General features: G+C 65.8%; 13 protein-coding genes and 1 pseudogene. 8 read left to right on the forward strand and 6 right to left on the reverse strand.

Going from position 1 to position 16,296, the window contains the following annotated elements; genetic code table 11:
* Window positions 1-313: 313 nt before the first annotated feature.
* The 5 genes and pseudogenes from putP to FBF36_RS06880 all read right to left on the reverse strand — a co-directional run bounded on the left by putP (window position 314) and on the right by FBF36_RS06880 (window position 5,385).
* A complete protein-coding gene (putP, locus tag FBF36_RS06860; RefSeq protein WP_009397653.1) occupies window positions 314-1,807 on the reverse strand; it encodes a sodium/proline symporter PutP in 1,494 nt (497 codons plus the stop codon).
* Window positions 1,808-2,067: 260 nt separating this feature from the next.
* The gene (locus FBF36_RS06865) at window positions 2,068-2,574 is read right to left on the reverse strand and encodes a holo-ACP synthase (protein ID WP_009397652.1); all 507 of its coding nucleotides are present in this window, start codon (window positions 2,572-2,574) and stop codon (window positions 2,068-2,070) included.
* 137 nt (window positions 2,575-2,711) lie between these two features.
* Window positions 2,712-3,044 (reverse strand): annotated as a pseudogene (locus tag FBF36_RS06870) (hypothetical protein); the annotation flags it as partial.
* A gap of 395 nt (window positions 3,045-3,439) precedes the next feature.
* Window positions 3,440-3,649 carry a sodium:solute symporter family transporter gene (locus FBF36_RS06875; RefSeq protein ID WP_009397647.1) on the reverse strand — a complete coding sequence of 70 codons (210 nt, stop codon included), beginning with the start codon at window positions 3,647-3,649 and terminating at the stop codon, window positions 3,440-3,442.
* Between the two features lie 221 nt (window positions 3,650-3,870).
* Window positions 3,871-5,385, reverse strand: a complete 1,515-nt coding sequence (locus tag FBF36_RS06880) for an NAD-dependent succinate-semialdehyde dehydrogenase (RefSeq protein WP_009397645.1) — start codon at window positions 5,383-5,385, stop codon at window positions 3,871-3,873.
* 199 nt (window positions 5,386-5,584) lie between these two features.
* Here FBF36_RS06880 and FBF36_RS06885 point away from each other — a divergent pair, with 199 nt between their 5' ends.
* The 8 genes from FBF36_RS06885 to FBF36_RS06920 all read left to right on the forward strand — a co-directional run bounded on the left by FBF36_RS06885 (window position 5,585) and on the right by FBF36_RS06920 (window position 15,686).
* Complete coding sequence (locus tag FBF36_RS06885) at window positions 5,585-7,045, forward strand: fumarylacetoacetate hydrolase family protein (RefSeq protein WP_009397643.1); 1,461 nt, start codon at window positions 5,585-5,587, stop codon at window positions 7,043-7,045.
* Window positions 7,046-7,163: 118 nt separating this feature from the next.
* The gene (locus FBF36_RS06890) at window positions 7,164-8,696 is read left to right on the forward strand and encodes an aldehyde dehydrogenase (protein ID WP_009397641.1); all 1,533 of its coding nucleotides are present in this window, start codon (window positions 7,164-7,166) and stop codon (window positions 8,694-8,696) included.
* Window positions 8,697-8,839: 143 nt separating this feature from the next.
* Entirely contained in the window at window positions 8,840-9,907 is a 1,068-nt protein-coding gene (hpaD, locus tag FBF36_RS06895; protein ID WP_009397639.1) for a 3,4-dihydroxyphenylacetate 2,3-dioxygenase, read from the forward strand.
* A complete protein-coding gene (locus FBF36_RS06900) occupies window positions 9,907-11,349 on the forward strand; it encodes an MFS transporter (protein ID WP_009397637.1) in 1,443 nt (480 codons plus the stop codon). The genes hpaD and FBF36_RS06900 overlap by 1 nt, the downstream gene beginning before the upstream one ends.
* Before the next feature lie 106 nt (window positions 11,350-11,455).
* Window positions 11,456-12,118, forward strand: a complete 663-nt coding sequence (locus FBF36_RS06905) for a GntR family transcriptional regulator (RefSeq protein WP_225792310.1) — start codon at window positions 11,456-11,458, stop codon at window positions 12,116-12,118.
* 69 nt (window positions 12,119-12,187) lie between these two features.
* Window positions 12,188-14,065, forward strand: a complete 1,878-nt coding sequence (locus tag FBF36_RS06910; protein WP_034493101.1) for an FAD-dependent monooxygenase — start codon at window positions 12,188-12,190, stop codon at window positions 14,063-14,065.
* Window positions 14,066-14,091: 26 nt separating this feature from the next.
* Complete coding sequence (locus FBF36_RS06915) at window positions 14,092-14,877, forward strand: fumarylacetoacetate hydrolase family protein (protein WP_009397633.1); 786 nt, start codon at window positions 14,092-14,094, stop codon at window positions 14,875-14,877.
* Complete coding sequence (locus tag FBF36_RS06920) at window positions 14,862-15,686, forward strand: HpcH/HpaI aldolase family protein (RefSeq protein WP_009397632.1); 825 nt, start codon at window positions 14,862-14,864, stop codon at window positions 15,684-15,686. Before FBF36_RS06915 ends, FBF36_RS06920 begins: the two co-directional genes overlap by 16 nt.
* Here the strand turns inward: FBF36_RS06920 and FBF36_RS06925 are convergent.
* On the reverse strand, window positions 15,680-16,189 hold the full coding sequence (locus tag FBF36_RS06925; protein WP_138137318.1) for a hypothetical protein: 510 nt from the start codon (window positions 16,187-16,189) through the stop codon (window positions 15,680-15,682). The genes FBF36_RS06920 and FBF36_RS06925 overlap by 7 nt on opposite strands.
* Between the last annotated feature and the right edge of the window lie 107 nt (window positions 16,190-16,296).

The raw sequence follows: 16,296 nt of genomic DNA on the forward strand, positions 1-16,296 counted from the left end.
CGCGGGTCTCCCCGCCGAGCGCCACGCGCATCCTCCCCTCCGGACTCTCACCGTCGGTGCCGGGATTCCACCGGCTCAGCCGCTGGTTCCCCGGCTGCTTGACGCTGCCGTGGCACGAGCGGGTCGCGGACTGTGACCGCCGGTTCGGACTTTCACCGACCCCGGAGCACGTTGCTGACGGCAAGAGTACAACGTCGATCGCTACACGGCCACTGTGCTGTGGCGACCACCATCCTGGTCACGACAGCACAGTCGTGGACCTCTCAAGGCACGATGACGATCGAGAGGATCCGTCCCCAACGGTGCCGGTCGGCTATGAACGCGAGGCGGCGACGGCGGCCTCGAACTCCTCGGAGATCTCCTTGGATGGCTGACTCGTGCGAGACACGGCCCAGGCCACGGCCAGGTTACCCAGGAATCCGGGCAGGATCTCGTAGAGGTCGAAGATGCCACCGGGGCCACCGGAGACGTTCCCCCAGATCATGACGACGACGGCCCCGGTGATCATTCCGGCGAAGGCTCCCATGGCGCTCAAGCGCTTCCAGTACAGCGACAGCAGAATAGTGGGGCCGAAGGACGCGCCGAAGCCGGCCCAGGCGAAGGCCACGAGGTCGAGGATCGTCTTACTGGGGTTCCAGGCCATGACGGCCGCGATCAGGGCGATGGCGAAGACCGCCATGCGCGAGTAGAGCACCATGCGGTTGCCACTGATCTTCTCCTCTCGAGTGCGGGCGAAGGAGCCGTACAGGTCCTCGATGAGCGCCGAGGAGGTCACGAGCAGCTGGGAGGAGATCGTCGACATGATGGCGGCCAGAATTGCTGCCAGCATGAAACCGGCGACCAGCGGGTGGAAGAGCAGCTTGCCCAGCGTGATGAAGACGGTCTCCGGATCGGCCAGCTGCTTCTTGTCGTGCTGGTACGTGGCCACGCCGACGATGGCGGTGCCGGCTGCACCGAGCACGGCGAAGAGCATCCAGCCGATCCCGATGGTGCCGCCGGCCACGGCCTCCTTGGGACTGCGGATGGCCATGAACCGGACGATGATGTGCGGCTGACCGAAGTAACCCAGGCCCCAGGCCAGTGCCGAGACGAGGCCGAGCAGTGTTGACGTCGGGCCCCAGATGGCCCAGTAGTGAGGGTCGACCTCGGCGATGGCCTGCCTCAGGTTGGTCAGTCCCCCGAGCCGAATGACCCCTGCGACGGGCACCATGACCAGGGCGCTCACCATCATGACTCCCTGGACGAAGTCGGTGTAGGACACGGCCAGGAACCCGCCGATGAGCGTGTAGACCACGGTGATCGCGGCGACGATGACCATGCCGAGGCGGTAGTCCATATCGAAGGACGACTCGAAGAAACGGCCGCCGGCGACCATCCCGGAGGAGACGTAGAAGGTGAAGTAGACCAGAATGATGAGACCACTGGACCACCGCAGCAGCCGGTGCGTGTCGTGGAGTCGGTTGTCCAGGAAGCTGGGGACCGTGATGGAGTTGTTGGCGACCTCGGTGTAAGCGCGCAGGCGAGGCGCCACCAGCAGCCAGTTCGCCAGGGCACCGATCGTCAGTCCGACGGCGATCCACCCCTCGACCAGTCCGGTGGCGTACAGGGTTCCCGGCAGTCCCATCAGCAGCCACCCCGACATGTCCGAGGCTCCCGCCGACAGCGCCGCCACCCAGGGATTGAGGTCGCGGTCGGCAAGCATGTAGTCGTCGAAGTTGTCCGTTCGCAGATAGGCCCAGCCCCCGATGGCGAGCATGGCCACGAAATAGACAATCATCGCGATGGCTTGATAGGTAGTGGCAGTCATCTATATGTCCTCACGTCAGTCAGAGGGGAGACATACCGCTGCCGCCGTTGGAGAAAGGACTCGTGGAGTCTCGTGAGTGATCCGGATCGGCGTGCGCGGTATATCGCGGCTCGTCGTTGGTATTCCTAATGGCGTGACCATGAGTGACGGACAAGCACCGCGGATGACTTGGAAATCCGTGCGTGACATGACGGGCAGCAGTGACCGCTCACAAGATCATGGTCGAGGTTTCCTCATTGTTCCTTCTGTGTGGGCACGACTCAACGCACGTGAAGAACGATGGCCGCGGCGTAATCGCCGTCATGGCTCAGGGAAACCGGCCAACACCCTGGGGTCGATACCTCCTCTCCGAGGCTGTGCTCAACAGCGTGGGCAACGGTGCCGCTCAGACGTAAAGAAGGACGGCCCCACCGATCGGTGACAACCTCGATCTCACGCCAGTCGACGTCCTCGGCCAGGATAACCGGAGAAGTACTCGTCCCGCGACTTCTTGCGCGCAGAACGTGCGCCTGGCTCCAGGCCTTGATGAAGGACTCCTTGGCCGCCCACCGCGCGGCCAGGTGCTGGGCCGGGCTCGATCCCCTCTCCTGCGAGCGACGCCGGGCCTCGCGGAACTCACGCGCAGTGAAGGTGCGTTGTGCGAAGACGGTGCCGGGCTGATCGAGCTGAGCGGAGAAACCAGGAACGTGCACCAGGTCGGTGCCCACCGTTAGAACAGTTGCGCCGGAGGATGTCCTCGGTATGTCCGGAAGCTGCGGCTCAGTCATGATGGAATCCTCATGAAATAAAACTTACGAATCATTTACGCAATTCCTTTGACAATTCCATGTGAGTCAAACAGGGCCGGTTCTTCAGACGGTATCCATCGTCTGCAGAACCGGCCCTGTCCGCTATCGTGATGAGCTCACCCGCCGGCGTGGTAGACGCCGTCGGAGCCCAGGCGGGCGTCGGGGTCGAGCAGCATGGCGGCCTCGACCTCGTGCGGGTCGCGCTGCTTGGACTCCTCCCCCAGGCGCCGGCCCTGGACCTGCTCGAACAGCGGGGCCCGGCCGATCATGCCGGCGCGGCGGCGCCTGGTCCCGGCCGCCAGGCGGGCGTTGACGATACCGAGGGAGAGGTTACCAGGATCCACGCCGGTGGCGAGAATCTCGGTCAAGTCAGCGACTTGGAAGACTGCGGCGCCGCCCTTGGCATGATCGGTGATGGTCTTTTGAGAGACCGCCACAACGTGGTACCCCGGATGCAGGGACGCAGGATCGTGCGCAGTGGCTATAAGGTCAGCTCCTACGGCCTGGACAGACAGGGCTGCTGTCGGGCTGGCTCATCTCGATTCCCAACATCTTCGACTCCGGGGACGCCGGGGAGTGGGGAGTCTAACGTACGCCCCAGCCCGTGATCTGAACCCGCTGGACTCAACTCCATGGCGCACGTTCCCGGCGTCCCACCCGGGTCGCGGCATCAACTGTCTCAGGCAGAGCGGCCAGCTTCCACTGCGAGGCGCTGGCGACCGTGCCCGCCACGACTCTGGGGGGTGATCAGTTAGTTCCAGAATAGGCTGCTCAGGACGGTCGGCCCGAAGGCGGCTCCGAAACCGGCCTAGGCGAGCGCCACGAGCACCAGGATCGTGCCGTTCTACCCCCAGGCCACGGTGTCAATGGCCTTGGCTGACCCTTCGAGCTTCCGCACGCCGACGACCGGCTCCATGACGCGGGCCATGATCATCATGAAGCCCTGGATGAAATCAGTATCGGACACAGCGAGAGGACCCTCGCCGATGAGCGTGTAGATGACAGTGAGGCCGCTGGCGTAAAGGGCGCCGGGGAGGAATATATGAGAATCCATTCGGACACGTCCGAGGCTCCGACTGAGAGTGCCCTATCCAGGGGCCAGGGACTGAGGTCGTGACCGGAACGAATGTTGTCGTCGATGTCGTTGTTGGGGCCGGTGCCCCCGCCCGCAAAGGACGGGGACACCGGAGTCAGGATGGGTGCCTGGTGCACGTCACTCGATGAGTGGATGCATGTATGTGTCAGGCGTCTTCCATTGGGAGTGTCATTTAGCGCTCACTCTCGTTCGAGGTGGAGGTCGGGCGCCGGCATACCGACGTAGACTGTCTCGAGGTAGTCCTCGATTCCTTCCTTGCCGCCCTCTCGCCCCATCCCGGATTCCTTGACGCCTCCGAAAGGGGCAGCTGCATTCGAGATGGTCGCGGAGTTGACCCCAAGCATGCCGACCTCGAGGAGCTCGGCCATCCGCAGGATACGGGCGGTCGAGGAGGTGTGGAGGTAGGCGGACAGACCCACGGTGTCGGTGTTGACGAGGCCGATGACCTCCTCCTCATCGTTGAACCGGATGACAGGGGCAACAGGCCCGAAGATTTCGTTGGTGACGATCTCGGCGTGCGGGTCGACGTCCATGAGAACCGTGGGCGGGTAGAAGAATCCCGCACCCTCGGGGACGAAGCCGCCTACGAGCGCGGTTGCACCGGACTCGATGGCGCCGACGACGAGCTCCGCGACGGAAGTTCGTTGGCGTGCGGAGACAAGTGGGCCGACGGCGACGCCCGGCTCCAGGCCGTTGCCGACCCGCTGGGAGGCCATGGCCTCGGCGAACCGACGCGTGAACTCGTCGTAGACGCCGCCCTGGACGAAAAAGTGGTCCGCGGCATTGCAGGCCTCTCCCATGTTCCGCATCTTTGTGATGACGGCGGCCTCGACGGCGGCATCGAGGTCCGCGTCGTCGAAGACGATGAAGGGGGCGTTCCCGCCGAGCTCCATCGAGGTGCGTAGAACCCCCTGGGCGGCCTCGGCCAGCAGCGCCTTGCCAACGCCGGTCGAGCCAGTGAAGGAGATCTTCCGGAGGTGTGGGTCAGCGATGAGGGATCCGGTCAGGGCGCGGCTGCGGTTTGTGGGCAGGACCGCGAGGACGCCCGCCGGCAGGCCGGCCTCGACGAGGACTTGCGCGAAGAGCAGGGAGGTTAGCGGAGTGTCCTGCGAGGGCTTGAGGATGCCGACATTGCCGGCCGCGAAGGCTGGGGCGGCCTTGCGGGTTGCCATGGCCAGCGGGAAGTTCCACGGTGTGATGAACAGGCACGGGCCGACCGGACGGCGCACGACAACCGCTTGGAGGTGGCCCTCAGGGAGACGGAAGTAGTCGCCACGGATCCGGACGGCCTCCTCGGCGAACCACCTCAGGAACTCCGAGCCATAGGTGACCTCGGCGTCGGCCTGGTCGAGAGGCTTGCCCATCTCGAGTGTCATTACCCGGGCGAGGCGCTCGCGGAACGGACCGACGACCAGGTCGTAGGCGCGCCGCAAAATGTCTGCGCGCTCGCGCGGGCTCGTGGCCTGCCAGGAGCGCTGGGTGCGCGCCGCGAGGTCCATGGCTTCGGCGGCGTCCTCGGGGGTGGCGGAGGCGACGGTGGTGAGGACCTCCCCCGTGGCGGGATTGAGCACGTCGAAGCGCTCCCCTGAAGAGGACTCGCGCCACTCGTTTCCGATGAGGATGCCGGTGGGGATTGAGTCGAGGAGCTCACGGATACCCGCGTCGCTGATGGGGGCGGGGGGCTGGTTGGTCATGGGTGCTTCTCCTTCGGGATACTGGGGCCGACGGCGTCGGCGACCCCAAAGTGATGACGTCTGAGAATCGCGTCCTCGGAACATGTTGACACACTCCGTGATCTGCGTCATGATCTTAACACGCATCGTATACGACTTCATATACGGTGCGCAGTGCGAGGAAGCACCCCATCACCCACGACCACCTGCGAGGAGCGTCATGAAGGGCACGATCGTCTCGAGGACCACTGGCCACGCCATCGGCAAGATCATTGCCGTCCACCTCTCCTACCCCTCCCGCGCCGCCCAGCGTGGACGGATTCCCTCCGACGCCTCGTACTTCATCAAGGCCCCGTCCTCCATTGCCGACCCCGGCACCGTCGAGCGCCCCGCCAACACCGAGCTCCTCGTCTTCGAGGGCGAGATCGCCCTTGTCATCGGCACCGCCGCCCGCCGCGTTACCGAGGACGAGGCCTGGAGCCACGTTGGATGGGTCACCGCCGGCAACGACATGGGCCTACTCGACCTGCGCGCCGCCGACCGCGGTTCCAACACCCGCTCCAAGTCCGGCGATGGCATGACGCCTCTCGGCCCTACCCTCATCCCGGCCGAGGACATCGACCCCGCCGCCCTGCACATCCGCACCACTGTGAACGGCGAGATCGTCCAGGATGATTCCTCCGCAACCCTCCTCTTCCCCTTCGCCCACCTCATCGCCGACCTCTCCCGGGTCATGACCCTTGAGCCCGGGGACGTTATCCTCACCGGCACACCTGCCGGCAGCTCTGTCCTCCAACCTGGCCAGACTGTCTCCGTCGAGGTCTTCTCCGAGACCGATCCAGCCGTCACCACCGGTCCCCTTACCACGACCGTCGTCGAGGCGCCCGCTCTCGCCCCCATCGGCTCCGCCCCCGCTGTCGACGACCAGCAGCGCATCGATGCCTGGGGCTCACGTGAGGCCGCCGGCCTGCCCTCGACCTTCTCACTCAGCGCTGAGCTGCGCACTCGACTTGACGCCGTGGCCGTCTCCACGCTGTCCTCCCAGCTCCGCCGCCGCGGTTTGCCTGACACCACCATCGACGGCGTCCACCCGCTCGTTCCCGGAACCCGCATGGTCGGCACCGCCCGCACCCTGCGGTACATCGCCTACCGCCCTGATCTCTTCAAGGCTCGCGGTGGCGGCTACAACGCCCAGAAGCGCGCCGTCGACGCTCTCCGCCCCGGCGAGGTCCTCGTCATGGAGGCCCGCGGCATCGATACCGCTGGCACCCTGGGCGACATCCTCGCTCTCCGAGCCCTCGCCCGCGGCGCTGCCGGCATCATCACCGACGGTGCCGTCCGCGACTCCGCCGCTGTCGCCGCAACCGGACTGCCCGTCCACTGCGCTGGCACCCACCCTTCCGTCCTCGGCCGGGTCCATGTCCCCTGGGACGTCGACGTCACTATCAGTTGCGGTGGGACTGCCATCCAACCCGGCGACGTCATCGTCGCGGACGACGACGGTGGCCTCGTCATCCCGCCCGAGCTTGTCGAGGAGGTCCTCGCCGACGCCGAGAGGCAGGAGCGCGAGGAGGAGTACATCGCCCGCATGGTCCAGAAGGGGCACGAGCTCAAAGGGCTCTTCCCCCTCGGACCCGAGTGGCGCGAGAGGTACGAGCAGGATGCCGCCACCGGCGCCTGACCCACGCTGCCACCCCAGAGCGTGGACGGAACCTGACGCTGCGTCGTCGGTCCGTCACCGGACCCCGGCCTCACTACAGACACCGCCACTGCACCACAACCTCAACGAGGAGACCACCATGACGAACCCGCCCATGTCCCTCCCGGACCACATCCAGCACTACATCGACGGCGTCCTCGTCGACTCCGTTGACGGCGCGACCTTCGACGTCCTCGAGCCCACGACCAACCGGGCGTATATCACTTGCTCTTCCGGATCTCAGGCCGACGTCGACCTCGCCGTTTCCGCAGCCAAGCGCGCCTTCGAAGAGGGCCCCTGGCCTCGCATGCTCCCCCGCCAGCGCGCCACCATCCTCAACCGAATCGCCGACGAGGTCGCCGCCCTCAATGAGGATCTCGCCGCCATCGAGTCCTTCGACTCCGGATTGCCCATCCGCCAGGCCAAAGGCCAGGCCAACCGCGCCGCCGAGAACTTCCGGTTCTTCGCCGACCTCATCGTTGCCCAGGTCGACGGCGCTTTCAGGATGCCCGACCGCCAGGTCAACTACGTCAACCGCAAGCCGCTGGGCGTCGCCGGCCTCATCACTCCTTGGAACACGCCCTTCATGCAGGAGTCGTGGAAGCTGGCCCCGGCGCTCGCTTCCGGCTGCACGGTCATCCTCAAGCCCGCCGAGTTCACCCCCGTCTCTGCCCACCTGTGGGCCGGAATCATGGAGCGCGCCGGTGTCCCTCAGGGTGTCTTCAACATCATCCACGGATTCGGGGAGTCCGCCGGTGACGCCCTCGTCAAGCACCCCGACGTCCCGCTCATCTCCTTCACGGGCGAGCTCGGCACTGGCAAGGTCATCTACAGCAACTGTGCCCGCAACATGAAACACATGTCGATGGAGCTTGGCGGCAAGTCCCCTGCCGTCGTCTTTGCCGACGCCGACTTCGAGTCCGCTCTCGACTCCACGCTCTTCGGCGTCTACTCCCTCAATGGTGAGCGCTGCACCGCCTCCTCGAGGATCCTCGTTGAGCGGCCCATCTACGACCGCTTCGTCGTGGCCTACGCCGAGCGCGCCAAGAAGATCGTGGTCGGCCCGCCCTCGGATCCGAAGACCGAGATCGCCGCCCTCGTCCACCCGGAGCATTACCGGAAGGTCACCGAGTACATCAAGATCGGCAAGGGCGAGGCCCGTCTCGTCGCTGGCGGCGAGCGCCCAGAGCACCTGCCCGAAGGCAACTACGTCCAGGCCACTGTCTTCGCCGACGTCCCACCCACCGCCCGCATCTTCCAAGAGGAGATCTTCGGCCCCGTCGTCTCGATCACCCCCTTCGACACCGATGAAGAGGCCATCGCTCTGGCCAACGACGTCGAGTATGGCCTAGCTGCGTACGTGTGGACCAACTCGATCGCCCGCGCCCACAACGTCTCCCACGCCATCGACTCCGGCATGGTGTGGATCAACTCCCACAACGTCCGAGACCTGCGGACGCCCTTCGGTGGCGTCAAGGGCTCGGGCCTCGGCCACGAGGGCGGCTACCGGTCCCTCGACTTCTACTCCGTGCAGCAGTCCATTCACGTCACGCTTGGCGACGTCCACACGACCCGCTTCGGCGCCACCGGCTACGCGGACAACGACCTCGGCCTTGGCGGGCCTAGCGCCTGAGCCCTGGCCGCCCGCCAGCGTAGGGAGTGATAGAACGCTCCCCGCGCGGCGCCCACCATCCACCGCTTGGCCCCAAGGGCCAGGCCCGACCCCATCACCAGCGGCACGCCGCAACACTCACATCACAGCCAAAGGAGACTGTCATGTTAGATCTCGTCCCAACCCCCACCGTCGCCGCGCCGGACATCCTGCGCTGCGCCTACATGGACCTCGTCGTCACCGACCTCGCGGCCTCCCGCGAGTTCTACGTCGACGTCCTCGGCCTCGTCGTCACCGAAGAGGACGACAACACGATCTACCTGCGCTCCTTCGAGGAGTTCATCCACCACAACCTCGTCCTGCGCAAGGGCCCGGTCGCAGGTGTCGCCGCCTTCGCCTTCCGCGTTCGCTCCGAGGAGGAGGTCGACAAGGCCGAGGCCTACTACAAGGAGCTCGGTTGCGAAACCCGCCGCGGCAAGTTCACCAAGGGTGTCCCCAACGCCCTGCGGGTCGTCGACCCGCTTGGCTTCCCCTACGAGTTTTTCTACGAGGTCGAGCACGTCGAGCGGCTCGCCTGGAACTACGAGCTCCAAGGCGCAGGCGCGCTTGTCCGCCTTGACCACTTCAATCAGGTCTACCCCGACGTCGTCAAAGGCACCGCATACCTCAACGACCTCGGTTTCAAGACCACCGAATCGATCAAGGGCGACGACGGCGTCGTTTACGCCGCCTGGATGACACGCAAGCACACGGTCCACGACACCGCGATGACCGGTGGCAACGGCCCGTGCATGCACCACATCGCATTCTCGACCCACGAGAAACACAACATCTTGTACATCTGCGACAAGCTCGGCGCCCTGCGGATGTCCGACCACATTGAGCGCGGCCCGGGCCGCCACGGCGTCTCCAACGCATTTTACCTCTACCTGCGCGACCCCGACGGCCACCGCGTCGAGATCTACACGCAGGACTACTACACCGGCGACCCGGACAACCCGGAAGTCGTCTGGGATGTACACGACAACCAGCGCCGCGACTGGTGGGGCAACCCGGTTGTGCCCTCGTGGTACACCGACGCTTCCCTCGTGCTCGACCTCGATGGGAACCCGCAGCCCGTCATCGAGCGCACCGAGGTCAAGGAGATGGATGTCACTATCGGCGCTGACGGTTTCTCGTACACGCGCAAGGGCGACACCGAGGCAGGATTCAAGGTCGGGGGTCAGGTCTGATGGCAGGTACCGCCTCGCACCTCACCGGCGCTTCCGGAGCTCCACAGGGCATCATTCTCGACCATAAGAAGCCGGAGGACCGCAGGGTTGCCCTCGGCACTCTCGTTGGCACTGCAGTCGAGTGGTACGACTTCTTCATTTACGCCAATGCGGCCGCCATCATCCTCGCGCCGTTGTTCTTCAACCCCTTCGTTGAGGACGCGGGCGCCGCCGCCGGCCGCCTTATCTCCTTCGCAACCGTCGGAATCTCTTTCTTCTTCCGGCCGCTCGGCGCGGCCGTCGCCGGACACTTCGGCGACCGGCTCGGCCGCAAGTCCATGCTCGTTCTCACGCTCATCCTCATGGGCGTGGCGACCTTTCTCATCGGCATCCTGCCGACCTACTCCGCCATCGGAGTGTGGGCCCCGATCCTCCTTATTTCTCTGCGGATCGTCCAGGGGTTCGCGGCCGGCGGCGAGTGGGGCGGCGCGGCCCTCATGGCTGTCGAACACGCCCCCGCCCACAAGCGCGGCCTCTTCGGCGGCTTCCCTCAGATAGGCGTCCCTCTCGGGATGCTCCTGGCGACCCTCGCACTCGCGATCGTCGACGGCTTCACCACCGAGGAACAGTTCACCAGCTGGGGCTGGCGCATCCCGTTCCTCCTATCGGTCATGCTTGTTGTCATCGGCATGATTATCCGTCTCGGGGTCTCTGAGTCACCTGTCATGGACGAGCTCGCCGACGCCGACGAGCAGGTTCGTCTCCCGCTTGTCGACATGTTCCGCACCTCGTGGCGGCCGCTCCTCCAAGGCATGATCATCTTCGCTGGCAACGGTGTCGCCGGCTACATGATCACTGGCGGCTACATCTTGTCCTACACGACAAACGACCTCGGCCTCGTCCGCGAGAACATCCTTCACCTGGTCTCGCTCGCCGCGCTGTGCTGGGTCGGCACGACCCTCGGCTCAGCCATGCTCTCCGATAGGATCGGGCGCAAGAAGGTCTACCTCATCGGGTTCCTCATCCAGGTGGTCTGGATTTTCATCACCTTCAAGCTCATCGACACCAAGTCCTACATTCTCATTGGCCTGGGCATGGTCGTCCTTACGATCCCGCTCGGTATGACCTACGGCCCCCAGGCCGCGCTCTTCGCCGAGATGTTCCCGGCCCGTATCCGCTACTCGGGCGCGGGCCTCGCCAATGCCTTCGGTGCGATCCTCGGCGGCGCCTTTGCTCCGTTCATTGCCACGGCTCTCCAAGCCCAGTTCCACACCTCAATGGCGGTCGCCAGCTACCTGTGCGTCGTCACCGTTCTCGGTCTCATGGCCACCGTTCTTCTCAAGGACCGCACCGGCCGCGACCTCTCGGCCGCCGCAGACGCCGAGCTCAACGCTAGGATCGACGAGGTCGCGCGCACCCACCACGCGACCGAGGCGACCTTCGATCGCGGCGCCGGATTCTAAGCGGGTGTTGACGATGGTGACGGGCGCTGCCCCTACACTGTGCGAGTCCGTCCGCCAGGCGCGGTCCGCCGCAGTGGGCAGCCCCGTCATCAACTCAGGAGGATTCTTGAGGACTCCGTCCGCTTCGAAGTCCCGACTCGTCTACGACGAACTGCGGTCCCGGATCCTCGATGGCCGCTACACGGCCGGTTATCGGCTCGTCCTCACGGTCCTCGCCAAAGAGCACGGCGTCTCCGTCGTCCCCGTCCGTGAGGCCGTCCGGCGGCTCCAGTCCGAGGGGCTCGTCGAGTACCGGCACAACATTGGTGCTCAGGTCTCTGGCGTGGACCTGTCTGCCTACCAGGACTCCATGGAGTCCCTCGCTCTCCTTGAGGGGATGGCCACGGCGCTGTCGGCACCACGGCTCACCCGCTCCGACCTCGAGGAAGCGACCGCGATCAACGACGAGATGCGCATGCTCCTCGAGCAAGGCTTCGACTCCAGCGTTTACCGGGACCTCAACGGCCGCTTCCACACGGTACTCACCTCGGCCTGCCGCAATGAGCGGATCCTCGGGATCATGAGGACCGAGGCCGAGCGAGTCAACATGATCCGCCGCTCGGGTCTTGGCTTCAGCCCCCGGACCTCGAGCGTCTCGATCGCTCAGCACGATCACCTCATCGACCTCATCCGGGACGGTGCGCCGACCGACGAGATCGAGCACTACGCACGCGAGCACAAACTCGCCTCTATGAAGAACCACCTACCCGAGGCGTTCACGACGGAGTGAGCACCCGGCCCGACCGGGCCGCGGTTACCTCGTCAAGGGTGACGACCAGCAACCGAATAAGGAATGACCATGCAGTTCAACCACCACGGCTACGTCTCCGAGAATCCCCGTATCAAGCCCGCCGCTGGCATCGGCATCGACCGCTCCCCCAATCTGCCCGAGACCATGGATGTTCTCATTGTCGGCTCGGGCCCAGCCGGGATCGTTGCCGCAGCCCAGCTGTCAGTCTTTCCCGAGATCACGACTTGCCTCATCGAGAAGCGGGGCGGACGCCTCGAACTCGGTCACGCTGACGGTATCCAGGCCCGGTCGGTCGAGACCTTCGCGGCGTTCGGGTTCGCCAACGAGATCATTGACGAGGCCTACCGCATCACCGAGACGGCCTTCTGGACCCCGGACCCGTTGGCCCCGGAGCACATTGTGCGCAGCCGCGTCACCGACGACGACCCTCAGGGTATCTCGGAGTTCCCCCACCTGATCGTCAACCAGGCGCGCGTCCTCGACTACTTCCGCGAGTTCATGGGCCGCCAACCCTCACGCAATGCCCCCTACTACGGTTACGAGTTCGTCGACCTCACCATCGGCGAGGGCGAGTACCCCGTCGAGGTGCGTCTGCGCCGCAGCACGGGCGAGCGCGAGGGCGAGGAGCTCACGGTCCGCACAAAATACGTCGTCGGCGGTGACGGCGCCCATTCGGGCGTGCGCAAGGCCATCGGCGCCACGCACCAAGGCAAGATCTCCTACCATGCCTGGGGCGTGGTGGACATGGTCGCCGACACCGACTTCCCGGACATCCGCACCAAGTGCATCATCACCTCCAACCAGGGCCATATCCTCCACATCCCGCGTGAGGGCGGCTACCTGTTCCGGAGCTATGTCGACCTCGGCCGGGTTCCCGAGAACGACGACCACGAGGTCCGCAAGACCCCACTCGAGGAGATCGTCCGCCGGCTGAACGCCATTGTTGCGCCTTACCGGATCGTCCCGAAAGAGGTCGCCTGGTGGAGCGTCTATGAAGTGGGCCATCGCGTTACCGACCGTTTCGACGAGGTTGGGCTCGACCCGGACATGGACCGCGAGGCCCGTGTCTTCATCTGCGGCGACGCCTGCCACACGCATTCCGCAAAAGCCGGCCAGGGCATGAACGTGTCCATGCAGGACTCCTGGAACATCGGGTGGAAGCTCGCCCAGGTGCTGCGCGGCTACTCCTCGCACAAGCTCCTGCGTACCTACAACGCCGAGCGTCAGCAGATCGCCCAGGACCTCATCGACTTTGACCTGTCGTGGTCCGGCCGCATGGCCGGCAACACCCCGGACGACGAGTGTATCGAGGACTTCTATGTCCGCACCGCTGAGTTCCCGGCTGGCTTCATGACGGAGTACAAGCCTTCGATGATCATCTCAGGCCGTGCCCGGCAGGAGCTTGCCACGGGCTACCCACTCGGCAAGCGGTTCAAGTCCTACGAGGCCGTGCGTCGCTGTGACGCCGTGCCTCTACACATCGGCCACCAGCACGAGGCCGACGGCCGCTGGCGCGTCTACGTCTTCGCCGATGCCGCTGCTCCTGGCGAGGACGGCCCTGTGACTGACTTCGCGCGCTGGTGGGCGGAGGCCCCTGACTCCCCGGCGGTACGCCACACCCGCCCTGGCGACGACCTCAACACGCTCTTCGACGCCAAGGTCATCTATCGCCAGCCGCACCGCTCCTACGACATCACGGACGTGCCCGCGGGCTTCCGTCCGAAGAACGGCCCGTTCCAGGTCGAGGACTGGAACCAGGCTTGGTCCGCCGTGCCCGGCGACTCGATCTTCGGCGCCCGTGGGATCAGTGAGAATGGCGCGATCGTTGTCGTCCGGCCCGACCAGTACGTGGCGGACATCCAACCGCTAACCGGGACGGCCGAGATCGCTGAGTTCTTCGACGGCGTCTTCGACCTCACCGACTAGCCTGAACCTGCAGGAGGAGGCTCAACATGCTCACCCAGTATCAGATCGACTCGCTCGCCGCGGAGCTCGCGGAGGCCGAGCGCACCCACGTTCTCATCCCGAGGATCACGGCACGCTACCCCGAGGCCAACGTCGAGGACTCCTACGCCATCCAGAACGTCTGGAAGGAGCAGCGCCTGGCCGCGGGTCACCGGATCGTCGGCCGCAAGATCGGGCTTACGTCCAAGGCGATGCAGGCCGCGACCGGCATTACTGAGCCCGACTACGGCGTGATGTTCGAGGACACGGTCGTCCAGACCGGCGCGGTCCTCGACTTCGACTCCTTCGCGAACGTCCGCATCGAGGTCGAGCTGGCCTTCGTCCTCAAGGACGCTCTCGAGGGACCGAACTGCACACTCTTCGACGTCATGCGGGCGACGGAGTACGTGACGCCGGCCCTCGAGGTCCTCAACTCCCACGTCGAGCTTGAGGGCCGAACGATCGTCGACACGATCTCGGACAACGCGGCCTACGGTGCGATGGTGCTGGGAGGCAACCCGACGCCTCCGCACGCGGTAGACCTTCGCCGCGTCGGCGCGTTGCTGTACCGCAACGAGACAATCGAGGAGACGGGCCTGGCCGCTGGGGTGCTCAACCACCCCGGTACCGGGGTCGCTTGGCTCGCCAACAAGCTCCACCAACACGGCCAGAGGCTCGAGGCCGGCGAAATCATCCTCGCTGGATCCTTCACTCGCCCGATGTGGGTGGAGCGCGGGGATGCCGTATTCTGCGACTACGGAGATATGGGGACGATCTCATGCCGCTTCCTGTGATCCTGCCCCCCACCTTCGCGCAGCGGCTCGCCGACGCCGAGCGTGCCCAGGTGGGAATGTGGGTCTGTTCGGGCTCTACGACGGCCGCCGAGATCTGCGCTTGCAGCGGCCTAGACTGGCTCCTCATCGACGGCGAGCACGCGCCGCTCTCGCTCGCCTCGATCCAGGAACAGCTCCGGGCGGTGGCCGCCTACCCGGCAACGCCGGTGGTACGAGTCCCGTTCAACGACCGGGTCCTTATCAAGCAGTACCTCGACCTGGGCGCGCAGAACCTCCTCGTGCCCATGGTCGACACCGCCGAGGCCGCGGCCGAGGCAGTGCGGGCGACCCGCTACCCGCCCGAGGGCGTCCGGGGCGTCGGCTCCGCCCTCGCTCGCGGCGCACGGTGGAACCGGGTCGAACGGTACCTGCAGCGGGCTGATGACGAGCTCGTATCACTGTTCGTCCAGATTGAGTCCGCCAAAGCCGTCAAGGACGCCAAAGCGATCGCAGCGACGCCGGGTGTCGACGGGATCTTCATCGGTCCCTCGGACCTCGCCGCCTCGATGGGCCTCATCGGGCAGCAGGGCCACCCGGAGGTCGTGGACACCGTCCAGCGGGCGATCGCCGCCGGGCAGGAAGCAGGGAAGAAGGTCGGTATCAACGCCTTCGACCCGGCGCTCGCCCACGGCTACCTCGATCAGGGCGTCGACTTCATCCTCGTCGGCGCGGACGTCGCTCTCCTGGCGCGGCAGTCCGAAGGGCTCGCGGCCCTCTTCATCGACGAACGGGCAGGCCGGGAGCCCGAGGCGGAGCCAACCAGCTACTGAGCGGAGCAGCTGAGTCCGACGGCGATGGCCCAGTCGCCGTCGGACTCAGCGACACGGGCCAGCAGATCGCGTCCGCAGCTCCCTGTCCGAGAGGGAGCGACGACGGAGTTGACCTCCCCGGTCAGGCACAGGGAGCACCATCCCGGCCGGTCCAAGACGAGCTCGATCTTGCGGCAGTTGACGGCCTCGGACCAGGCTTTGATGACGGCCTCCTTGCGGCCAACCGAGCGGCAAAGCGCCCCAGCTGAAGGGATTCGGTCTCGTCGGCGCCACACCACGCGCAGCCCGCCGGCCGCGAAGGCACGTGCTGCGAAGCCGGTGCCCGGGATCGTCAGCTCGTGGACCAGCGACAGAATGTGGACGAGGTCGACATCGGTGCCGAGCGCCGCGTCGGCGGTCGGGGCTCGCTCATCGTTCGGATCCCATGCCAGGTTCGCCAGCGTCGTCGGGCTCGGCGACGAGCCGAATGGCCTCGATGTTCTCGGGCCGGGTGGAGCTGACAAGGACACCCTGGAGCGTCTCCCACAGGAGGTGTACCGTTGCCCCCTCCGCTGAGGCTGCGTGGTGGAGGGGGCAACGGCCGCCTGTAGGCGGCGGGCCGAAATCGGCT

The organism is Actinomyces sp. oral taxon 171 str. F0337, assembly GCF_005696555.1.
Classification (GTDB): Bacteria; Actinomycetota; Actinomycetes; order Actinomycetales; family Actinomycetaceae; genus Actinomyces; species Actinomyces oris_E.